The following is a 23,467-nucleotide window of genomic DNA, read 5'->3' as shown; positions in this document are numbered from 1 at the left end:
AAGCGGCTCCGCCGCCTTCAGGGCTCTGCCCTGAACACCCGCCGAAGGGCCTCAAGGCCCTTCGGGATCCCCGGGATCGGACCTCACTTTTTCTCGTCGCGCTTCACCGCCTGCCAAGCGGCTTCCATCGCGGGGAGGGGGGTGTCCTGCAGGGCCCGACCCTCGGCGGCGAGCCGGTTCGCCATGGCGGTAAAGCGGCGCTCGAACTTGAGGGTGCCGCGGCGCAAAGCCTCCTCCGGATCGACACCGGCATGGCGGGCGAGGTTGGCGACCGAGAACAGCAGGTCGCCGATCTCCTCGAACACCGCGTCCGGTTCACCCGCGCCGAGACTCTCCTCGACCTCGTCGACCTCCTCGCGCACCTTGGCGAGGACCTGGACCGCGTCCGGCCAGTCGAATCCGACGGCGGCTGCCCGCTTCGAGATCCGGTCGGCCCGGGCGAGGGCGGGCAGCGCGCGGGACACACCCGCCAGCGGTCCCGTCTCCCCCTTGCCGGCCGCCGCCTTCTCCGCACGCTCCCCCGCCTTGATCACGTCCCAGGCCGCCTTGATCGCCGCCGGATCGGTCGGACGCTCGTCGGGGGGCAGGAAATCGCCCGAGGCGTCGAAGACGTGCGGGTGGCGCCGGATCAACTTGGCGCAGATCGCCTCGGCCACGTCGTCGAAGCGGAAGGCGCCCTCCTCCTCGGCGATCCGGGCCTGGAACACGACCTGCAGCAGCAGGTCGCCGAGTTCGTCGCGCAGATCGGCCCGGTCGCCGCGCTCGACCGCGTCGGCGACCTCGTAGGCCTCCTCGATCGTGTAGGGGACGATGGTCGCGGCGGTCTGCTCCACGTCCCAGGCGCAGCCCCGTTCCGGATCGCGCAACCGCGCCATCAGCGCCCGCAGCCTGTCGATCGGCGCCCCGTCCATCGCTCGAACCCTCATCCCGCATCCGCCGCCCGGTTCCGGGCACGCCTGCGCTCATAAACCGTCCGGCGGGACGGCGCAGCGCCCGCCGGACGGCGTCATCCGGGGGAGGGAAGGGGACAGCCTGTGCAAAATTCCCTGTATTCCTTTTGAAAACGAGAGAGAAAGACGTCGTTCGGTTTGGCGAACGCACCTCTGCCCTCCTTAGGAAAGCTATCTGTTAAGGATTCTTAGGGAGTCAGTTCAGCAGGTTATATGGGGCGGTGAAAAACCGTGTCGGCTCCGTGACTTGAGACCCATTCGCGCATCGAACTCTGCGCGAAACCGCATCGGACTCTGCGCGGCCTCGCATCGGATTCTGCGCGCCGTCCGGGGTCGTCCGCATCGGATTCTGCGCGGGGGCGTACCGGATTCAGCGTGCAAAACCGGTTCGGCCGGGGAAGAGCGGGGACAAGTCCGGGTCGGGCGGGCGTATCGAACTCTGCGCGGGCGGATTCGGGCCGGCGGGCCGGCGTATGAAACTCTGCGTGCGCAAAAACCGCCCCTCCTCCGGCCGGGGACGACGCGCCTGTGCAGGATTCCGGGCGCCAAGCGTGGATTCCCGGGAAAACTCCGATCGGCCACGGGACTCCGCGGAGCCGAATCGTGACAGATCGGTTGCGGACCTGAGGAGACCGGCGGTGTTCGCCCGGGTCAGGACCGAAGGCTTTGAGGGGCGGATCCGACGTGACACGCAGCGGGAGGTTCTGAGAGCGCGCCATGTCGGGGCTGGAGGCCAAGATCGCCGCGATCCGCGACCCGGATCTGCTGGCGGAGCTGGAGGCGGCGCGGGGCGGGTTCCTGTTCGCGCCGATCGTCGAGCATCTGCTGTTCCGCCAGCGCGAGCGCGATGCCGCCCGGGCGCAGGAGGGCGCGCAGGCCGAGGCCCGCGAGGCCATGGGCCGCGACCGCCGCCGCCGCGACGCCGTGCGCGAGGTGATCGAGAACGAGCCGACGGGCCCGGAGAACCTGCAGCACCTGCATTCCGTGCTGGCGCTCTGCGGCCTGCCCTACCGCGATCCGGGCGATGCCCGCGACTTCGTGCGCGAATACGGCCGCAACTCGCTCAGCCTCTCGGCCGGGCGCCTCAAGAACCCGGTCACCGGCGAGATGGAGCTGCAGGGCCTGCCCTACGGCCCCAAGGCCCGGCTGGTGCTGCTGCACCTCTGCACCGAGGCGGTGCGCCAGAGGAGCCCGACCATCGAGGTCGCCGACAGCCTCTCCGGCTTCATGAAGGCCATGGGTTTCGCCGTCACCGGCGGCGAGCGCGGCACCATCGGCGCCTTCAAGGAACAGCTCAACCGCCTCGCCGCCTGCTCGATGCAGCTCGGCCTGTGGGACGGGGAGGGGCAGGCCTCGACCCTCAACGTGCCGCCCTTCCGCCAGCTCGAATTGTGGCGGCGCGGCGAAGACGGCCTCGTCTGGCAGCGCACCGTCTCGTTCCATCAGGATTTCTACGACAGCCTGATCCGCCACGCCCTGCCGGTCGATATCCGCGCGGCCCGCGCCTTCTCCGGCTCGGCGCGCAAGCTCGACCTCCTGTTCTGGACCGGCTACCGGCTCCGCGCCCTCCAGCGGCCCCTGCGGCTGACCTGGGACAACCTGCACCGCCAGTTCGGCGCCGAGAATGCCAGCCTGCGCAGCTTCCGCCAGGCCTTCAAGGCGGACCTCGCCGGCCTGCTCGAGGTGTTTCCGCGGCTGCGGATCGACCTCGACGAGGGCGGCATGCTGCTCCACCCGGCCGATCCCGGCAGCCTGCTGGTGCCGCCCAAGGCCGCCCGCCCCGCGCGCGCGGCGGCTCGCGCCTGACGGAATTTTTGTCGCGCGATGGCCGACGGCCCGTTCTCTCAGATTGCATTCCGTACAGGCGCAGATTCGGAATATTCCATCTGCTCTGCCCCTCTCATTCCTTCGGCGTTCCAATCGCAAGGGAACGAGAGGAGGCAGCGGCATTCGGAGGTCGGGTATTCCTTCCTTTGGAGCGTCTGAAATGGCTCGTATGGAATGAAGTGTCCGGAATAATTCCCTGGTCTTCCGTTCCATTCCCTTGTATCGTCCGTTCCGTCCCATTTCCCTTCTTCGGAACGAGCGACCGGAAACGCCCTCATGGTCCTGTCGGAAGCCGAGGCCCTGGCGCGGCTGGAGGAGCTGCGTCGGCAGCGCGACGCGCTCGAACGGCAGATCGCCGACCTCCTCCTCTATCTCGATCTCGGACGCCGCCTCGGCGGCCCCTCCGTTCCGGCTCCGGCCGCGGTGGACGCGGCCCCTCAGATGGACGTGCCCGCCCCGCCTCCGGCGCCGGCCCCGGTCGCCGCCACCGTTGCGGCCCCTTCGGCCCAGCCCCCCGCCCGGCCCGAGCGGCCGCCCGTGCCCGCCTTCCCCGATCCGGCCGAGGATCCGACCGAAGAGGCCGGCCTGTCGGAGACGGTGCTCGCCCGCCGCTACGGCCGGGCGGTGATCGAGGCGGCGCTCGCCGCCCTCGAGGAGGCGGGCCGCCCGCTGCACGCCAGCGAGATCCTGGCGCGGATCGCCGAGCAGGGCTTTTCCCTGCCGGGCCAGGATCCGGTGGCGGCGCTCAACACCCGGCTCTGGAAGCGCTCCGGCCCCGGCGGCCCGCTGAAGCGCCTGGGGGAGGCCGTCTACGCCCCCGCCGATGCGGAGGAGGGATAGAGCATCATCCCGAAAGGTGGTTTCCGGCTTTCGAAAAAAGATGATGCAAAAACAGAAGCCGAGCGCATCGTGCTGGATCCGATATCCAGCACGATGCGCTCGGCGGCCTTCGCCGTCGTCACGCACCCTGGGGCGCCTGCGGCCTCGGCCGACGAGGAGGCTCGATGAGGGGGCAAGAAAAAGGCTGCACAGCGATCGCTTGACCGTTGTGCAGCCTCCGATTGTTAATGCCTTGTCCGGCGATGGCCGCCGGATACCACAGAGGAGGACGAGATGGTTACCATCTCGGTCACTCTGCGGTGGAGGGATTGGCGACTGATCCTCGCCATCACCTTCTAGCCCGCAGGGGGCCGGGCGGGGGTCCAAACCTCGTCCGGTTCCCAACGCGAAACATAGCTTCCGCGGCCATCGCCGACAATCGGCGTGTCGTCTGTTTTCCCCTCAGCGCGAGGCCGTGACGCTGCCGGTCGTCTCCGAGGGAATGGGCCGGCTCGCGGCCGTGGCCGGGGGGCGAGCCTGGACGAAGGCGCTGCCGTCGCGGGCCAGGGCCTCGCCGTGGGCGAACAGCGCCTTCATGTAGGCTTGGTCGAACGGCTTCTCCGAGGTCTTGGCGAAGCGCCCGTCGATGAGCGCGATCCGCAGGTCGAGGCCGGTGCGCTCGGCATAGCCCTTGGAGAGCGCGAGCGCCGCGCGGGTCTGTGCCTTGATCGCCGCCGACATGGTGCGGCCGAGCACCGAGAGCGTGGTGCGCGAGGCCATCTGGAATTCCGGTTCGAGCCGGTTGTTGACGACGAGGTAGACCCGGTCCGTCGGCAGGCGCAGCCGCGCCTCTCCCTCCAGGGCGGCGGCCGGCGCGAGGTAGAACGGGGCCATCGCCCCGCCGTCGTCGTGCAGCTCCGCGAAGCTCTTGTCCTTGCCCCCGTCATTGGCCCCATCCTTGGCCTCGGCGGGGATCGCCACCGGCGGGAAGACGCCAGGCACCGCCGTCGAGGCGAGGATGATCGCGCGGAACAGGGCCAGCGCCCGGGGATCGCCGGTCTCGGCGTTGCGCTGAGCGATCGCGCCCATGTCCCACAGGACCGGCCGCTCGCTGTCGACCTGCGTCGTGGCGATCAGCAGGCGGCGGCCCTTGGCGTGCTCGGCCGCCACCGCCTTGAGCAGGGCCGGCGTCACCGCGCGCCCGATCCGCTCCTTGAGCGGCCACGTGTCGGTGAGCGAATCCGGCGTGCCGCCGAACTCGAACACGTCCGCCGCCGAGATCTCGGTGTAGTTCGCCTTCAGCGCCGCGTCGGCCTTCGCCCCGATCGTCGGCGCCGCGAAGGCGAAGGGCGCGATCAGCGCGCCGGTCGAGACGCCGGTGATCACGCCGAAATCGGGTCGGTCGCCGCGCTCCGACCAGCCCGCCAGCAGGCCGGCGGCGAAGGCGCCGTTCTCGCCGCCGCCGGAGAGCACCAGCCAGGGATCGGCGGCGCGGGGCGCCCCGTCGATCAGCGCCTGGAAGGCGCTCACGTCGTCACCCGCGATCCGCACCGAGGCCGGCAGGCCCTCGGGCCGCGCGGTCGCGGCCTGGGCGGCGGTGTAGTCCGGCCGCGCGTCGGCAGGTTTTTTCGTTCGTTCGCCCGCCAGCGCCCCCTGCGACAGGGTCAGCGCCACGAGGACGCCCGCCAGGGGACGGCCCAGGCCGGACCAACGCCGCCCGGCAAGGCTCCGGTCCGCCCAGGCGATCCGTAAGCTCGGTTCGTTGTACAGTTTCGGCATCGACGCACGTCTCCCGACTGTGTTCGACAGCCCGCCTCGGCCGAGAAACACCGGTCGCGGCGGCGTGTTCCGTCCGGCCTGCCCTGCACCGGATGCTTTGCCGGGCAAGCTTTGCCGTTTCGCGCCCGGCTCCGGGACATCCCGGCCTTCGGGCCGGAGGCGCGAATGCGGAGGAGCGCGTGATGAAACCTTCGAAGCCGTGAGGGATCGTCTTCCGATCGGGCTCGTGGCGCAATCCTCAAGGCCCGGATGCGCCACGGATTTGTGCGCGCAATCAGAAGAGTCCAGTCCGGGAATTGCGGGGTTCTCCAACGGAGCCGACCAAGGGAGCCGACCAAGGTCGGCTTTACGCCGGGGGGCGCCGTGCTCTAACGCGAAGCCGATAAGCTGAGGGCCTACGCCAAGCCCGACGCGAAGCCGGAGACCGAGAGCCGATGAAACTGCCGCGCCGCTTCTTCCAGCCGCTCGCCGCGGGTGCGCCCGAGCCCTTCCGTGAGCTGCCGATCAAGCTCGAGCGGATGATCCACTTCGTGCCGCCGCACAACGACAAGGTCCGCGCCCGCGTGCCCGAACTCGCCAAGACGGTCGACGTGGTGCTCGGCAACCTGGAGGACGCGGTCCCCGCCGACCAGAAGGAGGCGGCGCGCAAGGGTTTCGTCGAGATGGCCAAGGCCACCGATTTCGCCGCCTCCGGCACCGGCCTGTGGACCCGCATCAATGCCCTGAACTCGCCTTGGATCCTCGACGACCTCTTCACCCTCGTGGCGGAAGTCGGCGACAAGCTCGACGTGGTGATGGTGCCCAAGGTCGAGGGTCCCTGGGACATCCACTACATCGACCAGCTGCTCGCCCAGCTCGAGGCGCGCCACGGCGTCAAGAAGCCGATCCTCGTCCACGCCATCCTCGAGACGGCGGAGGGCGTGGCCAACGTCGATGCCATCGCCTGCGCCTCGCCGCGCATGCACGGCATGAGCCTCGGGCCGGCCGATCTCGCGGCGTCCCGCGGCATGAAGACCACCCGCGTCGGCGGCGGCCACCCGGACTATCGCGTCCTGTCCGATCCCAAGGGCGATGCCGAGCGCGCATCCGCGCAGCAGGATCTGTGGCACTACACCATCGCCCGGATGGTCGATGCCTGCATGGCCAACGGCATCAAGGCGTTCTACGGCCCGTTCGGCGACTTCTCCGATTCGGCCGCCTGCGAGGTGCAGTTCCGCAACGCCTTCCTGATGGGCTGCGCCGGCGCCTGGACCCTGCATCCGAGCCAGGTGGCGCTGGCCAAGACCGTGTTCGCCCCCGACCCGGCCGAGGTGAACTTCGCCTCCCGCATCGTCGAGGCGATGCCCGACGGCACCGGTGCGGTGATGATCGACGGCAAGATGCAGGACGATGCCACCTGGAAGCAGGCCAAGGTGATCGTCGATCTCGCCCGGCTGGTGGCCGAGAAGGATCCGGATCTGGCCAAGGCCTACAATCTGCCCTGATCGTCGCGCATGCTGGCCTCGCGTTGGAACGGAAGGGGCGCGAGGCCTATCTATCGGTCATGACCCAGACCAGCATGAGAACCGCCAAATTCGGCCTCGGGGCGGTGGTCCGGCACCGGATCTACCCGTTCCGGGGCGTGGTGTTCGACGTGGACCCGGAATTCGCCAACACCGAGGAATGGTGGCTCGCCATTCCCGAGGACGTCCGGCCGCGCAAGGACCAGCCCTTCTACCACCTGCTCGCCGAGAACGCGGACAGCGAGTACGTCGCCTACGTCTCGGAGCAGAACCTCGTGCCCGACACCTCCGGCGAGGCCCTGCGCCATGCCGGCATCAACGAGGTATTCGAGCGCAGCGCCGACGGCGCCTACCGTATGCGGATCGGCCACGCGAACTGAGCGTGATCCCGCCCGGCGCGGCCGAAGGGTAGAAACGCGCAGCGGAACGCTTTGTTCAACCGCAGTCGCTATCGGGTAAAGCAACGCCACCGTTGCACGGGTGCCTGATCGCGATGGACGTGGTCACCATGCTGTTCATGAGCCTCGTGGCGGCCGCCGCCGCCGCGGGCTTCCTGGCCTTTGAATGGCGGACCCTGCGCAACCGGGTGCTGCTGTTCTGGAGCGCCGGCTTCGCCGTCATCGTCCTCGGCAGTTCGCTGTCGCTGCTGCGACCCATCTCCTTCCTTGTCGGGGTCTGGGTCGCCAACGGCCTGCTCGTCGTCGCCCATCTCCTGTTCCTGTTCGGCGTCGCGCGCTTCACCGGGCGACGGATCGCGCCGCTCTGGTGGGGCCTGCTGCTGCCCTGGGCCGGGCTCCTGCTCCTGCCCGCCGGGCTCGACCCCACCCCCGTCTTCGCGATCCTGAACTCCGCCCTCGTCGCGCTGGTGGCGCTGAGGGCCGCCCACGGCCTCCTGTCCCGTGCCGGCGCGCCCTTCGAGGAGCGCACCGCGGCTTCCGACGGCCTCGGCTTCGTCTTTACCGTTCACGGCGCCTTCTACGCCGCCAAGGCCCTGCTGGTGCCGCTGCCCGGCGCCTTCGTCAGCATCGTCGGCTTCAAGGGCCTGCTGATCCAGGTCTCGCTGGTCGAGGGCATCGTCGTCGAGGTGCTGCTCGCCCTGATGATGGCCGCCGCGGTGCGCCGCCGCCGGGAGGAGGCGATGACGGCTTTGGCCGAGCGCGACGGCCTCACCGGCCTGTTCAACCGTCGCGCCTTCGAGAGCCGCGCGGCCGGCCTGCTCGGCACGATGGCCGCGCGGCAGGAACCGGGGGCGCTGCTGCTGCTCGACATCGACCGCTTCAAGGCGGTCAACGACAGCTTCGGCCACGCCGTCGGCGACCGCCTCCTCGTGACGCTTGCCGAGGTTCTTACGAAGGTTCTTGCGAGCGGTCCTGCGGAGGGGCGCGAAGCCGGCCCGCAGCGGGAGGCGATCCCGGCCCGGCTCGGCGGGGACGAGTTCGTGATCCTGGTGTCCGGACTGGACGAGGCGGCGATTCGCGACCTCGGCGCGGCGATCCGTGTCCGCATGGCGCGCGAGGGCGGCCGGGAGCGGCCGGCCGGCGCCACGGTCAGCATCGGCGCCGCCCTGTTCGCCGGCGGTTGCGCAAAACTCGAGACCCTGACGGCTTTGGCCGATGCGGCGCTCTACGAGGCGAAGCGCCAGGGCCGCGACCGGCTGCAGGTCCGCCGCCTGGCGCAGCCCGCCGAGCGCGTCTCCGGGCGGCGCCAGCCGGACCCTGCGCCGCTCTCCTCCGGACGGGGCTGCTGCGCCTGAGGCGCGATGGAAAAAGGGCGCCCGCGCCGCGGACGCCCTGTCGAGGAAGGGAAAGCCGGACGGACCGTCAGGAGATGAGATCGAGCTTGGCCGTCTCGAAGCCCGCCGCCCGCAGGGTGTCGGGCAGGGCGGAGTAATCGGGATAGCCGGCCTCGCGGGCCATGGCGTCGAGGGCGGTGTGCTCGTCGTCGGCGCTGCCGGTCCAGAGGATCGCGCCGCTGGTCTTCTGCCGGATCTGGAAGATGCTCATCGTGAACCGTCCGTCGTCGGGAATCTCTTGACGAGACAACCCGGTGAATCGAGCCCGGTTGCAACGCGGATTGTGTCCGGGGGGTACCTGCTCCCACGGTGACGGACGAGATCGACACGACGATCGTTTCTAAGGATGCAGGTCCGGGCGCAAGCCGGTATGGTGCGCCCCTGTGACGAATCCGGCTGCCTCCCTGCGCGAATGCGGCCGGTGACGTGACCGCGCCACGAAATCGCCGGTTGTCCTTCCGATGCAGGCTGCGGCGCATCGGCGCGCCCCTTGAGGCGATTCGCGATGCCGGCCCGTATTCTCCCCCGATCCGCCGTCCTGCTGCTGGCGGCCGCCTGCCTCGGCCTCTTGCCCAGCTCCTTGCCCGGTCTCTTGCCCGGTCTCTTGCCCGGTCTCTTGCCCGGTCTCTTGCCCGGTCTTTTGCCAGCCCGTGCCGCCGAGCCGCCGACCGCCGGCGTGCCCGATCCCGCCGCGCTCCTGCCTGCGGTGAGCGTGGTCCCGGCCGAGCGGCGCGAGATCGTCGAGCAGGCGGTCGTGACCGGGACGCTGGTGCCCCGCGACGAGATCCTCGTCGCCCCCGAGGTCGAGGGCCTGCGCATCGTCGCCCTGCTCGTCGAGGAGGGCGACCGGGTCGAGCGCGGCGCGGTGCTGGCGCGGCTCTCGCTGGAGATGATCGAGACGCAGGAAGCCGCCAACCTCGCCGCCACCGCGAAGGCGCAAGCCGCCATCGTTCAGGCCAGGAGCCAGATCGTCCAGGCCGAGGCCGCCCAGGTCGAGGCACAGAAGGCCCTGGAACGGGCGCAGGCCCTGGTGAAGACCGGCAACGCCACCGCCGTCACCCTGGAGCAGCGGGTCTCCGCGGCGCAAGGCGCCGACGGCCGGCTCGCCGCCGCGCGGGCCGGGCTGGCGCTCGCCGAGGCCGATCTCGCCGCGGCACGGGCGCAAGGCCGCGAGATCGGCCTGCGCCGGGCCCGCACCGAGATCCGCGCGCCGGAGGCCGGCCTCGTCAGCCGCCGCACGGCGCGGGTCGGCGCCACCGCGAGTGCGGTCGGCGAGCCGCTGTTCCGCCTGATTGCCCGCGGTGAGATCGAATTGGAGGGCGAGGTACCGGAGACCGCCCTGCCGCGGTTGAAGGCCGGCGCCCCGGCCCGCCTCGAATGGGAGGACGGGCATGTGACCCCCGGCGCCGTGCGCCGGGTCTACCCGGAGGTCGAGCGGGCGACGCGCCTCGGCAAGGTCCGCATCCGCCTCGAGGCCGATCCGGCGCTGCATATCGGCGCCTTCGCCCGCGGCCGGGTCGAGGTCGCCCGGCGCGAGGGCGTCGCGGTCCCGCTCGCCGCCGTGCTCTACGCCGCCGACGGCTCGGCGAGCGTGCTCGCCGTCGCGGATGGCCGCGTCTCCGCCCGCAGGGTCGAGACCGGCCTCTCGGCCGAAGGCTTTACGGAAGTGCGCTCCGGCATCGCGGCCGGGGAGGCCGTGGTCGCCCGCGCCGGCTCGTTCCTGCGCGACGGCGACCGGGTCCGCCCGGTGCTCCCCGCGGCGGCGCACGCTGCCGAGACCCGCTGAGGATCACCCCATGCGCCTCAACGTCTCGGCCTGGGCGATCCGCAAGCCGATCCCCTCCCTCGTCCTGTTCCTCGTGCTGATGGTGCTCGGCCTCGTCAGCTTCCGGTCCCTGCCGATCACCCGCTTTCCCAACATCGACATCCCGATCGTCTCGGTGACGGTGACGCAGTCGGGCGCCGCCCCCTCCGAGCTGCAGACCCAGGTCACGAAATGGGTCGAGGATTCGGTGGCCGGGGTGAAGGGGGTCAAGCACATCCTCTCGACCATCTCGGAGGGCGCCTCGGTCACCACGATCGAGTTCCGCCTGGAGGTGAATCAGGACCGCGCCGTCAACGACGTGAAGGACGCGATCGCGAAGATCCGCATCAACCTGCCGCGCACCATCGACGAGCCGATCATCAGCCGCGTCGAGATCGCCGGCCTGCCGATCATGATCTACGGCGCGTCGGCGCCTGCCATGACGCCCGAGGACCTGTCGTGGTTCGTCGACGACGTGGTCGCCCGCCAGCTCCAGGGGGTGAAGGGCGTGGGCGGCGTCGAGCGGCTCGGCGGCGTCGCCCGCGAGATCCGCGTGACCCTGAAGCCCGACCGGCTGCTCGCGCTCGGCATCACCGCGGCCGACGTGAACCGGCAATTGCGCCTCACCTCCGCCGACATGGCCGGCGGGCGCGGGGAGCTGGCCGGCGGCGAACAGTCGATCCGCACCCTGGGCGCCTCGTCGAGCCTGGAGACGCTGGGCGCCACCTCCATCGTCGTGCCCGGCGGGCGCAAGGTGCGCCTCGACGAACTGGCAAGCCTGATGGATGCGGCGGAGGAGCCGCGCACCTTCGCCCGCTTCAACGGCGAGCCGGTGGTGGGCTTCGCGATCTCCCGGGCGATGGGGGCGAGCGACGCCGAGGTCGCGGCGGCGGTCGCCGGGCGCATCGAGGCGCTGCACGCCGAGAATCCGGGCGTGCGCTTCGACCTGATCGACACCAGCGTCGTCAACACCATCGGCAATTACCACTCGGCGATGATGGGCCTGCTGGAGGGCGCCGCGCTCGCCGTGATCGTGGTGTTCCTGTTCCTGCGCGACTGGCGCGCCACGCTCATCGCGGCGGTGGCGCTGCCGCTCTCCGTGCTGCCGACCTTCTGGGTGATGAGCGCGCTCGGCTTCTCGCTCAACGCGGTGAGCCTGCTCGCGATCACCCTGGTGACCGGCATCCTCGTCGACGACGCCATCGTCGAGATCGAGAACATCGTCCGCCACATGCGGATGGGCAAATCCGCCTACCGCGCGGCGCTGGAAGCCGCCGACGAGATCGGGCTCGCGGTCATCGCCATCACCGCGACCATCATCGCGATCTTCGCCCCCGTCTCCTTCATGCCGGGCATCGCCGGCCAGTACTTCAAGCAGTTCGGGCTGACCATCGCGGCGGCGGTGTTCATGTCGCTGCTGGTGGCCCGCCTCATCACGCCGCTGCTCGCCGCCTATTTCCTGCGCGACCATGGCGAGGAGGACGAGCGCGAGGGCGCGGTGATGCGGGCCTATACCCGCCTCGTCGCGTGGTCGGTACGCCACAAATATCTGACGCTGATCCTGGGGCTTGCCTGCTTTGCCGGCTCGATCGCCTCGACCCGGCTGCTGCCGGCGGGCTTCATCCCGGCGGAGGACGCGGCCCGCACGATGTTCGTGGTCGAGCTGCCCCCCGGTGCCCGGCTCGACGACACGCAGCGCCTCTCCGACGGCCTCGTCGAGAGCCTCCGGCAGATGCCCGAGGTCCGCTCCGTCTTCGTCGATGGCGGGCGCCAGTTGCCCGGCAAGAAGGAGGTCAGGCTCGCGAGCCTCACCGTCAATCTCACGCCGAAGAGCGAGCGGGCGCTGACCCAGAAACAGGTCGATCTCAAGATTTCGAACGTCCTGCGGCAGGTCCCCGACATCCGCTTCTGGTCGCTGCAGGAGGGCGGGCAGCGGGAATTCGCGCTGATCGTCTCAGGGCCCGACAAGGCCGTGGTCGCCGATGTCGCCGCCCGGCTCCAGCGCGAGGCGATGGGCGTGCCGCATCTCGTCAACGTGATGTCGACCGCCCCCCTCGACCGCACCGAGATCCGCATCACGCCCAAAGCCGGCGTCGCCGCTGATCTCGGCGTCTCGACCGACGTCATCGCCGAGACGGTGCGGGTCGGCACCATCGGCGACATCGCGGCCAACCTCGCCAAGTTCAACGCCCGCGACCGCCAGATCCCGATCCGGGTGATGCTGCCCGAGCGCCTGCGCGGGCAGCTCCCCGAGATCGCCGCCCTGAAGGTGCCGGTGAAGGCCGGCGCGGCGGTGCCGCTCGCCACCGTCGCCGACCTGACGCTCGGGCGCGGCCCCACGGCCATCGACCGCTACGACCGCACCGTGCGCGTCGCCGTCGAGGGCGACCTCCAGGGCTCGGACGCGCTGGGCTCGATCATCGAGCAGGTGATGGCCCTGCCCGCCGCGACCGATCTCCCCGAGGGCGTCACCATCCGCCAGACCGGCGACGCCGAGGTGATGGGCGAGGTGTTCGAGGGCTTCGCGCTCGCCATGGGCGCCGGGCTGATGATGGTGTTCGGCGTCCTCGTCCTCTTGTTCGGCAACTTCCTCCAGCCGCTCACCATCCTGTTCTCGCTGCCGCTCTCCATCGGCGGGGCGATCCTCGGCCTCCTCGTCTTCCGCATGCCGATCTCGATGCCCGTCGTCATCGGCATCCTGATGCTGATGGGCGTGGTGACCAAGAACGCGATCATGCTGGTCGATTTCGCCATCGAGGAGATGGCCCGCGGCGTCGATCGCGTCACGGCGATCGTCGATGCCGGGCGCAAGCGGGCCCGGCCCATCGTGATGACCACCATCGCCATGGCCGCCGGCATGGTGCCGTCCGCCATGGCGCTCGGGATCGGCGGCGAGTTCCGGGCGCCGATGGCGGTGGCGGTGATCGGCGGGCTGATCGTCTCGACGGGCCTGTCGCTCGTCTTCGTGCCGGCGATCTTCCTGCTGGTCGACGACCTGTCGCGGCTGTTCGTGCGCCTGTTCGGCCGCTTCATCGGCGGGACGGACGAGCCGGAGGCGGGCGGGGACGAGGCCTATCGTCCGGGTCCGCCCGCCAACGCCGCCGATCTCGGTCGCCGACGGGTCGCCGCCGAGTGATCCGACGCCTGCGCGGCGGATGACGGCGTGGGAAATGTGGAAATCACATTACTGAATTCGGGCGGCGCCGAGGGGCGCGATCCGCCGTTGCCCGTCAGGTCCCGAAGGACAGCGGCCCCATGGCGGCGTCTAGCGATCCTTCCGAGGGCTAAAGGAGCTTGAGCGGAGACGCGTTGCGCGCGGAATGCAAGGCTTTGTGCTTGGCCCGAACCGATGACGGGCAGTCTATAGATCATGAAATCGTCGCGAATTCATCTTCGAGGCCGTCACTGGGTGAGCCCAGCTCCGGCTGTATTGCTCCCGCGGCAGAACTCTGTGCTGCCCGAAACCGTCAGGGTTGTACCGTCAAGACGATGCGAAGCATTTCGCAACACTTTTGTTGTATCCCGCAAAAACACGCTTCGAGTCCGCCACGGGCCTCGCGGCCACGGATGACCGATGCAGGAACCTCGCGACCGATACGAGCGTCAGGGCACGCACCGCGAGGATGTGGTCGTCCTCGTCTCGGATCGCCGCGAGCGGGCGGAGCGCCTCGCCCGCGGCATCGCCCTCGTGCTGCCCTGCCGGGTGATCGAGCCGGGCGCGGCCCTGCCCTCCGATCGACCGATCGCCTTCGTCGTCGACCTCGCCACCGATCTCGCCGCCGAACGGGGGAGTGCTTGGATCGTCTGGCTCGCCGAACGCGTCCGTGAGAGCGGGTTGCCCTGCCTCTATCTCGCCCGCGGCAACGCCGCCCAGGACATGGCGGCGGTGCGCCTGCTCGGCACGCCGACGGTGATCGATCCGCGCCAGTCCGCCGGCATCGTCCCGACGCTCATGCGCCTCGTCGCGGAGAGCCAGGCGCGGGGCCAAGCACGAGGTCAGGCACGGGGTCAGGCGGGGAGCGGCGTGTCCGGCCGGGGGCGGCGGACGGGCGGGCCCCCCGAGGCGCGGGTGGAGCGGGCCACCGCCCTCGTCACCCGCCTGTTCGAGGAGGCCGCCGCCGGCCGGCCCCCGAGCCCGGAGGAGGCCGAGGAGGGCACGCGCATCGTGCTCGACACGGTTTCCGAGGTCGGCATCCGCGCTTGGCTCGACCTCGTCTGGCGCCACGACCTCCAAGTCTACCAGCATTCCCTGAGCGTGGCGGGCTTCGCCGCCGCCTTCGCGGCCGAACTCGGTTTCTCCCGGAGCGACCGGCAGCGGCTGGCCAAGGCCGCGCTCCTGCACGATGTCGGCAAGGCGCTGATCCCGCAAACCATCCTCAACAAGCCGGGCCCGCTGACCCCCGACGAGATGGCGGTGATGCGCCGGCATGCCGCGCTGGGCGCCGACCTGCTGGCCAAGGAGGGCGCCTTCGAGCCCGAGATCCTCGACGTGGTGCGCTACCACCACGAGCGCCTCGACGGATCGGGTTATCCCGAGGGGCTGAAGGGGGCGCGGATCGGCGATCTCGTGCGGCTCGTGGCGATCTGCGACGTCCACTCCGCCCTGACCGAGCGCCGGGTCTACCGCGCGCCGCTCTCCGCCGCCGAGGCCGCCGCGATCATGCAGGCCCAGGCCGGCCCGCTCGATCCCGACCTGCTCCGGGTCTACCGCCCGATCATCGCCCGCGCCGGCGCCGCCGCCGGTGGACCGTCCGTTCTGGACTGATCCCGGGATTCCAAAGGGATCATCCCTTTGGCGGGGTGCCGGGGTGGAACCCCGGCCTCCCTTCGACCAGGGCTCTGCCCTGGACCTGCGAAAGGACTCGTCCTTTCGAAACCTGACCTATCGCGGCGCGGTCAGGCGCGGGCCGCGACCCGCTCCGCCAGGAGGCACAGGATCTCGAAGGCGATGCCGGCGCCGGCCAGTGCCGTGAGGCCGGCGGGATCGAGGGAGGGGGCGACCTCGACCACGTCCGCCCCGACGAGATCGAGGCCGCGCAGGGCCCGCAGCAGGTGCAGTGCCTCCCGCGTGGTGAAGCCGCCGATCTCCGGGGTGCCGGTGCCGGGGGCGAAGGCGGGATCGAGGGCGTCGATGTCGAAGCTGAGATAGGTCGGACCCTCGCCCACGACGGCGCGGGCCTCCGCGGCCACCTCCGGCAGGCCGCGGGCGCAGACCTCCTCCATCGCGATGATCCGCAGGCCCTGCGCCAGCGCCCAGTCGCGCTCGTCGGCCGCGTCCATGCTGCCGCGGATGCCGATCTGGATGCAGCGCCGCGGGTCGAGCACCCCCGCCTCGATGGCGCGCCGGAACGGCGTGCCGTGGGTGAGCCGAGACCCGTCGTACTGCGCATCGTCGGTGTCGCTGTGGGCATCGATATGGATCAGCCCGAGCGGCCGGGCGGCGCCGAGGGCCCGCAGCACGGGGTAGGTGACGAAATGGTCGCCGCCGACCGTGAGTGGCACGATCCCGGCCTCCGCGAGCGGCCGGTAGAACGCCTCGATCCGCCGGGCGGTCTCGGCGGCGTCCACCGGGTTGACCGGCACGTCGCCGAGATCGGCGCACGCCGCGAGCGCGTAGGGCGCCACCCCCGTGGCGTGGTTGAGCGCCCGCGTGCCGGTGGAAGCCTCGCGCAAAGCCCGCGGCCCGAGCCGGGCGCCGGGCCGGTTGGTGGTGGCGCCGTCGAAGGGAATGCCGATCAGGCCGATCTCGACCGCGCCCGCGGCCGCCCCGGGATCGAGCACCGGCAGCCGCATGAAGCTCGAAAGACCGGAGAAGCGCGGCGTCACCATCCCCGAGGCGGGCCGGAACCGCGCCAGCCGTTCCGCCCGCGCGCCTGCGGCCTCGCTGTCCTGCGCCATGACGATCCTTCCCGGTGCGGTGTTCCCTCGCGATCCGCATCAAGCCGCCGGGACGGTCCCTCCGCAAGCCTCAAGGCGCGCCGGCCTGTTCCTGCGCCCCAGCTGACGCAAGAGCGGACGTCGGCGCTGAGACCGGGCCGGGGAGGGCGGCCGAACGCCGCCCTCCCCGCAGAGGATCAGCCGCGGATCAGCCGCGCTGCTTCGAGCGCAGGCTGCTGGTGTCGCCCGAGGTGTTCGTCATCGGCCCGGCGGGGCCGCTGGAATTGGACTCCGCCTCGCCGTCGCGGCCTCCGCTTTGGCGCGCGCCGACATGGTCGTGGTACTGCTCGGTCTGGACGTGGCGGCTGTCGAGGCCGCGCTCGTCGGAGTGCCGTGACTTGTCGCGGTTGCTCAGAACCTCGTTCTCCCCGAGGATGCCCTCGGGCAGCTCGGTCATGGCGCCGGTGCCGTCGCCCTTGCCCTGCGCGCCGGGCCCCATGCTGTGCCGGTCGGCCTTGGCCATGATGTCGCTCCTGTCGCTCATGATGACGTGGAGGACAGATCTGGGTGCCGGGCCGAAGAGGGCAAGCTGAGCAGCGGAAAACTTAAAAGACGTCCGCCGCGGAACATTTCTGCGTCGCCGATGATCGAGGCGTTGTTTCCGCGCAAGTCACGTCGACGCTTCCACCGATCGGCGAATACGGTTCGAAATCTGCGCGATGCTCAGCGCGACGTCGCCGCGAGCCGTTCCGCGAACCGCGCCACCAGCCGCCGCCCGACCTCCTCCTTGGCGAGCTTCGGCCAGGTCTCGACGCTGCCGTCGCGGGCGACGAGATGGACCGTGTTCTCCAGCCCGCCCATCACCCCGCCCGCCGCCGAGACGTCGTTGGCCACGATCAGGTCGCAGCCCTTGCGCGCGATCTTCCTCTGCGCGTTCGCGATCACGTCGTCGGTCTCGGCCGCAAAGCCCACGACGAGGGGCGGGCGCCCTTCGCCCCGGCCGGCGATGGTGGCGAGGAGGTCCGGATTCTCGACGAGCTGCAGGGGCGGGGGCGTGCTGCCGTCCTTCTTGATCTTGCCCGCCCGGGTCTCGGCCGGGCGCCAGTCGCCGACGGCGGCGGCGAAGATCGCGAGATCGGCGGGCAGGGCCGCCTCGACCGCCGCCAGCATCTCGCGGGCGCTCTCGACCCGCACCACGGTCACGCCCGCCGGATCGGGGATCGCCACCGGCCCCGAGACCAGGGTGACGCGGGCGCCGGCCGCGGCGGCGGCGGCGGCGACCGCGTGGCCCTGCCGCCCCGAGGAGCGGTTGGCGAGGTAGCGCACGGGGTCGATCGGCTCGTGGGTCGGCCCCGAGGTGACGAGCACGTGCCGCCCCGCCAGCGGTTTTTTCAGGGTTTCGCGGCCCGCCAGGAATCCCAAGACCTGACCCCCCGAGCGTTGTGCCAGCAGGGCTTCGAGGGCATCGGCGATCTCGTGCGGCTCGGCCAAGCGTCCGGGGCCGAACTCGGCCTCGGCCATCGCCCCCTCGTTGGGGCCGACCACCGCCACGCCGTCGGTCTTCAGGGTCGCGAGGTTCCGTTGCGTCGCCGGATGCAGCCACATCCGCACGTTCATCGCCGGGGCGATCAGGATCGGCAGGGTGGTGGCGAGCAGCACCGTCGAGGCGAGGTCCGGCGCGTGGCCGGTCGCCATCCGTGCCATCAGGTTGGCGGTGGCCGGCGCCACGACGATGGCGTCGGCGTCGCGCGCGAGCTTGATATGGCCGATATCCGCCTCGCTCTCCCGGTCGAACAGGTCGGTATGGGTCCGCTCCCCGGCGAGCGCGGCCGCCGCCAGCGGCGTGACGAATTCCTGGGCGGATTCGGTCAGCAGCGGGCGCACCTGCGCCCCGCGCTCGCGCAGGCGCCGGATCAGGTCGAGCGCCTTGTAGGCGGCGATGCCGCCGCCGACGATGAGCAGGACGCGGCGGCCGGCGAGGGCCTTCGGGGACGAAGAGGTCATGGGCGCAGAACGGGGATTTGCGGGCGGCGCGTCAAGAGCGGGGAAGAGCGGCGAGGCCATCAGCGGCTGCCCTTGATCGAGGGGCCGAGCCCCGACCTCCCCGGCCGCGGGTTCAGAACCGGAGGGGTGCGATGCGGCACGTTCCGACCGCTGCTGCGATGATCGGGTGATCAGGTCAGGGGACGCCGTGCGGTGTGACGCACGCTGCGGATGATGATCTCGTCGTTTCTGATGCGGTAGGTCAGTACGTAAGGATGGGGTGAAGCGACGATACGTCGAACGCCGCGCCGTACGGTTGCCTGCCTAGCAAAAGGATGTTGAGGCAACAGGAGCATCAGCTCCTACAGGCGCGCCTGCACATGATTCGCGCCCTGCGGATTGTGCTGCGCGATGTAGGCGAGCGCCTGATCAAGCTGGCGTGCGGCGGGGCGTGTGAGGCGCAGCTTCACAAGTCACGCGTCTTACAGCCCGTACTTGGCCCAGATCGTACGCACCTCCTCGTCGGTCGCGAAATCGCCCCGCGCTTCGGCGGCATCGGCCTCATCCTGCTCCGCTTCCTCCTCCGGGGTGAAGCGGTAGACGGCCTCTCCCTCGCCGGCATAGCTCAGCACCATGCGCGCGATCGCATCCTGCACCTCGGGCGGGAGGTTCCGTGCGGCGGTGATCGCCTTGTCGAGCAGATCGGTCATGGGGGGAGTGTAGGAGAAATCCGCCCCGTGAGAAGGCCCGTCAGCGGAACGCCAGCACCAGCGCCCCCACGGCGATCCCCCACAGGGCCAGGCTGGTCATGATCGCGTGGCGCCGCTCCAGCTTGACCAGCCGCTCGATCGCCTTGGTGTCGCGCGTGCCCTCCTCGTCGAGGCGGATCATGATGCGGCGGATGCGCTGGGCGATGTCGGGGATGTCGGAGACGACCTCGGCCAGCGTCATCGCGGCCCGCGCCCCGCCTTCGAGCCGACCGACGGGCCCGAGATGGCGGGTGATCCACGAGCGCACCACCGGCTCGGCGCCGGTCCACATGTCGAGCTGCGGATCGAGCGAGCGGGCGACGCCCTCCACCACCACCATGGTCTTCTGCAGCATCACCAGTTCGGTGCGGGTGCTCATGTCGAACAGGGCGGTCACGTCGAACAGCAGCGTGAGCACCTTGGCCATGGAGATCTCGTCGGCCCGGCGCTGGTGGATCGGCTCGCCGATCGCCCGGATCGCCTGCGCGAAATCGTCCACCGAGTGGTGGCGCGGCACGTAGCCCGCCTCGAAATGCACCTGCGCCACCCGGCGGTAGTCGCGGGTGATGAAGCCGAGAAGGATTTCGGCGAGGAAGCGCCGCTCCGCGTGGCCGAGCCGGCCCATGATGCCGAAATCGACCGCGACGAGCCGCCCCTGCGGATCGACGAACAGGTTTCCGGGGTGCATGTCGGCGTGGAAGAAGCCGTCGCGGATCGCCTGCCTCAGGAAGGACTGGATCACGACGCGGCCGAGCGCCTTCGGGTCGTGGCCCGCCGCGACGATGCCGGCGCGGTCGTTGAGGCGCACGCCGTCGATCCACTCGGAGGTCAGGACGTCCCGCGCCGTCATCGCCCATTCGGGGCGCGGCGTGCGGAAATCGGCGTCGCCCTTGGTGTTCTGGGCGAGTTCCGACATCGCCGCCGCTTCCAGGCGGAAATCCATCTCCATGGTGACGGAGCGGGCCAGGATCTCGACGACCTCGCGCGGGCGCAGGCGCTCGGCGTCCGGCAGCAGGGCGTTGACGATGCGGGCCATGAACCGCATCGCCTGGAGATCCTGGGCGAAGCGCTCGCGCACGCCCGGCCGCATCACCTTGACGGCGAGCGTCCGCTGCGTGCCGTCGGTGTCGAGGACGGTCGCCTTGTGGACCTGGGCGATGGAGGCCGCTGCCACCGGCTCGCTGAAGCTGGTGAACAGGGCCGCGATCGGCTTGCCGAGATCCTGCTCGACGACCCGTATCGCCACGTCCTGGGGGAAGGGCGGGACCCGGTCCTGAAGGCGCTCGAGGTCGCGGGCGGCGGCCATGCCGACGATGTCGGGGCGGGTCGCCAGGAACTGGCCGAACTTGACGTAGGAGGGGCCGAGCCGGGTCAGTGCCCGCTCCAGCGGGCTCGCGCCGGGATCCTCCGCGATGCCGCGCCGCTCCAGCGAGCGGCCGAGCTTGAGCGCGAGCCGCAGGTGCGGCGGCAATTGCGCCGCGTCGATCAGCGCGAGCCCGCCCTCGCGGGCGAGCACGAAGCCGACATGGGCGCCGCGGGCGAGGTGGAAGACCGCGCCTAGCATCGCTGTGCGCCTCGCTCTCGGGGGATCAAGAAATCTTCCAGCCGGAATGAATCGCGACGATGCCGCCCGAGAGCCGGCGGTGGCTGACATGCGCAAAGCCCGCCGCCTCGATCATCCGGGCGAACGCCTCGGGGGAGGGGAACTTGCGGATCGACTCGACGAGGTACTGGTAGGAGTCGCGATCACCCGCCACCCGCTCGCCGATGCGCGGGATCACGTGGAAGGAATAGGCGTCGTAGATCTTCTCCAGAACCGGCAGGTCGACGCGGGAGAATTCCAGGCACAGGAAGCGCCCGCCCGGCTTGAGCACCCGGTGCGCCTCGCGCAGGGCCGCGTCGATGCGCGGCACGTTCCGGATGCCGAAGGCGATGGTGTAGCTGTCGAAATGGTTCGCCGGCAGCGGCAGCGTCTCGGCGTTGCCGGTCACGAAGTCGATCTGGCCGTCGTAGGTATGCCCGGCGCGCTCGGCGCCGACCCGCAGCATCGCCTCGTTGATGTCGAGCACGGTCACGTGCGTCTCGGGGCCGCCCGCCGCGAGCGTGCGGAAGGCGATGTCGCCGGTGCCGCCGGCGACGTCCAGGTGATGGTAGGGGCGGGTGCGCGACGGGCGCAGCATCGAGATCAGGTGCGACTTCCAGGCCCGGTGCAGGCCGCCCGACATCAGGTCGTTCATCAGGTCGTAGCGGCGCGCGACCGAGCGGAACACGTCGTCGACGCGGGCCTGCTTCTCGGAGAGGCGCACGCGCTCGTAGCCGAAATCGGTGGTCGCCTCGCTGTCGCCGGCTCTCGCGTCCGTTCCGCTCATCCGCTTCATACCCTGCGCTCGCCCGCCGCCGCTCGCGGGCTCGGGCCGAGCCTCCTTAGCGAATGCGGGCCGGAACCGCCATGCGGGAGAGGGCCGCCGCCTCCGTTCCTCCGGTCGCGGCCCGGAGCGGCGCCGGAGCCGCGGTTCTCAGAGCGCGAGCGCGATGATCCGGTCGGCCAGATGATTGGCGTTCTTGACGACGTGGTTCATGGCGAACCGCTCGGATTCCGAGGGCAGCAGCGCGTCCTTGATCGTGAAGTAGTCCGATGTCCCGCAGCAGGCGCGGTCGATCAGCAGGAAGTTGGTGTTGAGGAAGTGCTCCAGCGTGAGGACGATGCGCCGCGCCGGCGTGTGCGGGGTCAGGGCGAGGGTGTGGAACGCCGATCCGGCCGTCCCCACGATCAGGTCGGCCTTGCGGAAGAGATTGACCTGTTCGGCAAGGCCGAGGCGCTCCGGATGGACGATGTCGAAGCCGGCCTGCCGCATCTTGAGGTCGATGAAGTACTCGCCGTCCAGCCCGTTCACGCCGGAACTCAGGCGGGATTTCGACAGGTACACCCTCTTCGGCGCGGGCGAGGGGAGGGAGGGGATGTTGCGCCCGATCGCGGCCATGGCGGTCGCGTAATGCGTCCCGATGCTGTGCTGTTCGTAGAGGGCCGGCTCGGGAACGATCACTCGTCTGAGACGGGTCGGCCGCTCGAAGGACAAGCTGCGCCCTTCCAGGCCGGCATATCGGAGCAGTTCGAGGATGAAGCCCGCCTCATGGTCCCGGACCGGGGGCGAGGAGTGGAAAAGCACCGGATGGGAGCCGTCGAGCGCCCAGCAGCGGGCCAGGGTCGTGAGCAGGAAATGACCGTAATGCGCCAGGAGAGGCCCGCCATAGACCATCGTGTCGAAGGGCGCCGCGTCGATCGCCTCGTGTCCGACGTCAATCCGCTCGCTCTGGCCGACGAGGGCGAGGTCGCTGCCGCGCCGATAGGCCGCTTCCGGGATGAGATGCCCGTCGGCGGTGTAGAGGCCCCAGCGCGGATCGTGATCGAGAAACTTGCCCGCGGTGAAGGGCAGGTAGATTGCGTCTTCGTAGGTCTTGAACGAAACGGTGTCGCGCGCCTGATTCGCCCCCCACAGGAGCTGGCACCGCTCGAGGGGCGTGCGCTCGGGGTCGGCGCCGAAGAAGGCGACGAGCTGATCTTCCACGGCATCGAGGGCGATCGGATGGAGCGCGCCCCTGCACTCCGCCACCAGACTCAGTTCGCCGCGGGCGAAGGGGGGAAGGGTGGGCAGCAGGAAGCAGTAGCCGTGATTGCCCGCGACGCCGATCGCGTTGACGTCGGGCCTGTCCAGGTTGGCCGGCAGACGCATCAGCAGGGTCCCGCGCCAATGCACCTCGACATACGTCGTGTCGCCCGGATGCAGGAAGTCGCAGATCCAGCCGTGCAGGCGCCCGTTCGCGAAGCCGTCGAGGCTGCCGACGAAGACGGGAGGGGGCGCGACCGGCCTGCGCTTGCGAGAGAACATGGTCATCCGTTGGGGGGACGGCCCGGCATCGTGGCAGCCTGTAGCGCCCTGCCGCGCCCTGAAGCCGTCACTCGGCCCGCAGCGGCCCGCCGACGAGCCAGGCCGGGTCGAACCAGCGGTCGGCCTCGCCGTCGTAGGGCAGGCGGGTGACGTCCCAGTGCTGGATGTAGGGGGCGTAGACGTTCCAGACCGCGATGCCGCCGCCGACGAAGATGCGCCGGCCGGGATAGCGGGCCAGCACCGCTTCCGGATCCTCGTGCGAGCGGATCACGTCGATGGTGCGGTCCTTGAACGCGAATTCCGGCACCGAGGCCACGGTCTTGGGGCCGGCGATCAGCACGTGGCCCATGGTGAGCGCGAAGAAGCGCGTCACGTCCTCGACGAAGAGCGGATCGGTGTTGCCCTCCCAGGGGAGATGCCCGTTGAGGCCGAGCTGGCCCCGCTGGCCGATGGCGCAGATGCAGCGGACGTCGATCATGGAAGCAACCCTACAACAAG

General features: G+C 70.5%; 20 protein-coding genes. 8 read left to right on the top strand and 12 right to left on the bottom strand.

Annotation, left to right across the window (positions count from 1 at the left end; translation table 11 throughout):
* Nucleotides 1–83: 83 nt before the first annotated feature.
* Nucleotides 84–911, bottom strand: coding sequence for a nucleoside triphosphate pyrophosphohydrolase (mazG, locus tag HNR51_RS13765; RefSeq protein WP_182555369.1), 828 nt, complete (start codon nucleotides 909–911; stop codon nucleotides 84–86).
* A 756-nt stretch (nucleotides 912–1,667) separates the two neighbouring features.
* Here mazG and HNR51_RS13760 point away from each other — a divergent pair.
* Together HNR51_RS13760 and HNR51_RS13755 are read left to right on the top strand one after the other, a co-directional pair.
* Nucleotides 1,668–2,756 (top strand): replication protein RepA, encoded by a 1,089-nt coding sequence (locus HNR51_RS13760; RefSeq protein WP_012456095.1) that lies wholly within the window; start codon nucleotides 1,668–1,670, stop codon nucleotides 2,754–2,756.
* A gap of 297 nt (nucleotides 2,757–3,053) precedes the next feature.
* Entirely contained in the window at nucleotides 3,054–3,617 is a 564-nt protein-coding gene (locus HNR51_RS13755) for an HTH domain-containing protein (RefSeq protein WP_182555270.1), read from the top strand.
* Nucleotides 3,618–4,058: 441 nt separating this feature from the next.
* Here the strand turns inward: HNR51_RS13755 and HNR51_RS13750 are convergent, their stop codons facing one another.
* Nucleotides 4,059–5,375, bottom strand: coding sequence for a patatin-like phospholipase family protein (locus HNR51_RS13750; protein WP_182555269.1), 1,317 nt, complete (start codon nucleotides 5,373–5,375; stop codon nucleotides 4,059–4,061).
* A gap of 434 nt (nucleotides 5,376–5,809) precedes the next feature.
* Here HNR51_RS13750 and HNR51_RS13745 point away from each other — a divergent pair, with 434 nt between their 5' ends.
* The 3 genes from HNR51_RS13745 (at nucleotide 5,810) to HNR51_RS13735 (ending at nucleotide 8,630) form a co-directional block, all read left to right on the top strand.
* The gene (locus tag HNR51_RS13745) at nucleotides 5,810–6,859 is read left to right on the top strand and encodes an HpcH/HpaI aldolase/citrate lyase family protein (RefSeq protein ID WP_012456098.1); all 1,050 of its coding nucleotides are present in this window, start codon (nucleotides 5,810–5,812) and stop codon (nucleotides 6,857–6,859) included.
* Nucleotides 6,860–6,918: 59 nt separating this feature from the next.
* Nucleotides 6,919–7,257: a heat shock protein HspQ gene (hspQ, locus tag HNR51_RS13740; protein ID WP_012456099.1), complete on the top strand. Its 339-nt coding sequence runs from the start codon at nucleotides 6,919–6,921 to the stop codon at nucleotides 7,255–7,257.
* A 113-nt stretch (nucleotides 7,258–7,370) separates the two neighbouring features.
* Entirely contained in the window at nucleotides 7,371–8,630 is a 1,260-nt protein-coding gene (locus HNR51_RS13735; RefSeq protein ID WP_182555268.1) for a GGDEF domain-containing protein, read from the top strand.
* Nucleotides 8,631–8,697: 67 nt separating this feature from the next.
* Here HNR51_RS13735 and HNR51_RS13730 read toward each other — a convergent pair whose 3' ends face one another.
* Nucleotides 8,698–8,880 (bottom strand): hypothetical protein, encoded by a 183-nt coding sequence (locus HNR51_RS13730; protein ID WP_012456101.1) that lies wholly within the window; start codon nucleotides 8,878–8,880, stop codon nucleotides 8,698–8,700.
* A gap of 294 nt (nucleotides 8,881–9,174) precedes the next feature.
* Here HNR51_RS13730 and HNR51_RS13725 point away from each other — a divergent pair, with 294 nt between their 5' ends.
* The 3 genes from HNR51_RS13725 to HNR51_RS13715 all read left to right on the top strand — a co-directional run bounded on the left by HNR51_RS13725 (nucleotide 9,175) and on the right by HNR51_RS13715 (nucleotide 15,238).
* The gene (locus HNR51_RS13725; protein ID WP_182555267.1) at nucleotides 9,175–10,455 is read left to right on the top strand and encodes an efflux RND transporter periplasmic adaptor subunit; all 1,281 of its coding nucleotides are present in this window, start codon (nucleotides 9,175–9,177) and stop codon (nucleotides 10,453–10,455) included.
* A 10-nt stretch (nucleotides 10,456–10,465) separates the two neighbouring features.
* Nucleotides 10,466–13,609, top strand: coding sequence for an efflux RND transporter permease subunit (locus HNR51_RS13720; protein WP_182555266.1), 3,144 nt, complete (start codon nucleotides 10,466–10,468; stop codon nucleotides 13,607–13,609).
* Between the two features lie 438 nt (nucleotides 13,610–14,047).
* A complete protein-coding gene (locus HNR51_RS13715; protein WP_182555265.1) occupies nucleotides 14,048–15,238 on the top strand; it encodes an HD-GYP domain-containing protein in 1,191 nt (396 codons plus the stop codon).
* 131 nt (nucleotides 15,239–15,369) lie between these two features.
* On the opposite strand, the gene speB is transcribed toward HNR51_RS13715, so the two are convergent.
* The 9 genes from speB to HNR51_RS13670 form a co-directional block, all read right to left on the bottom strand.
* Nucleotides 15,370–16,371: an agmatinase gene (gene speB / locus HNR51_RS13710; protein ID WP_182555264.1), complete on the bottom strand. Its 1,002-nt coding sequence runs from the start codon at nucleotides 16,369–16,371 to the stop codon at nucleotides 15,370–15,372.
* 187 nt (nucleotides 16,372–16,558) lie between these two features.
* Nucleotides 16,559–16,873: a hypothetical protein gene (locus tag HNR51_RS13705; RefSeq protein WP_182555263.1), complete on the bottom strand. Its 315-nt coding sequence runs from the start codon at nucleotides 16,871–16,873 to the stop codon at nucleotides 16,559–16,561.
* A gap of 200 nt (nucleotides 16,874–17,073) precedes the next feature.
* On the bottom strand, nucleotides 17,074–18,354 hold the full coding sequence (gene coaBC / locus HNR51_RS13700) for a bifunctional phosphopantothenoylcysteine decarboxylase/phosphopantothenate--cysteine ligase CoaBC (protein ID WP_182555262.1): 1,281 nt from the start codon (nucleotides 18,352–18,354) through the stop codon (nucleotides 17,074–17,076).
* 170 nt (nucleotides 18,355–18,524) lie between these two features.
* Nucleotides 18,525–18,689 carry a type II toxin-antitoxin system RelE/ParE family toxin gene (locus HNR51_RS26735; RefSeq protein ID WP_239681557.1) on the bottom strand — a complete coding sequence of 55 codons (165 nt, stop codon included), beginning with the start codon at nucleotides 18,687–18,689 and terminating at the stop codon, nucleotides 18,525–18,527.
* Between the two features lie 126 nt (nucleotides 18,690–18,815).
* A complete protein-coding gene (locus HNR51_RS13690) occupies nucleotides 18,816–19,043 on the bottom strand; it encodes a hypothetical protein (protein ID WP_182555261.1) in 228 nt (75 codons plus the stop codon).
* A 40-nt stretch (nucleotides 19,044–19,083) separates the two neighbouring features.
* Complete coding sequence (gene ubiB, locus HNR51_RS13685; RefSeq protein ID WP_141953315.1) at nucleotides 19,084–20,646, bottom strand: 2-polyprenylphenol 6-hydroxylase; 1,563 nt, start codon at nucleotides 20,644–20,646, stop codon at nucleotides 19,084–19,086.
* Between the two features lie 25 nt (nucleotides 20,647–20,671).
* Entirely contained in the window at nucleotides 20,672–21,451 is a 780-nt protein-coding gene (ubiE, locus tag HNR51_RS13680) for a bifunctional demethylmenaquinone methyltransferase/2-methoxy-6-polyprenyl-1,4-benzoquinol methylase UbiE (protein ID WP_041372133.1), read from the bottom strand.
* 147 nt (nucleotides 21,452–21,598) lie between these two features.
* Nucleotides 21,599–22,969 carry a glycosyltransferase family 61 protein gene (locus HNR51_RS13675; protein WP_182555260.1) on the bottom strand — a complete coding sequence of 457 codons (1,371 nt, stop codon included), beginning with the start codon at nucleotides 22,967–22,969 and terminating at the stop codon, nucleotides 21,599–21,601.
* Nucleotides 22,970–23,036: 67 nt separating this feature from the next.
* Nucleotides 23,037–23,447 (bottom strand): dihydrofolate reductase, encoded by a 411-nt coding sequence (locus HNR51_RS13670; RefSeq protein ID WP_012456112.1) that lies wholly within the window; start codon nucleotides 23,445–23,447, stop codon nucleotides 23,037–23,039.
* Nucleotides 23,448–23,467 lie beyond the last annotated feature (20 nt).

Source organism: Methylorubrum thiocyanatum (assembly GCA_014138645.1).
Classification (GTDB): Bacteria; Pseudomonadota; Alphaproteobacteria; order Rhizobiales; family Beijerinckiaceae; genus Methylobacterium; species Methylobacterium thiocyanatum.
Note: the sequence above shows the minus strand (reverse complement) of the source record. Positions and strands in the feature narration are given on the sequence as shown.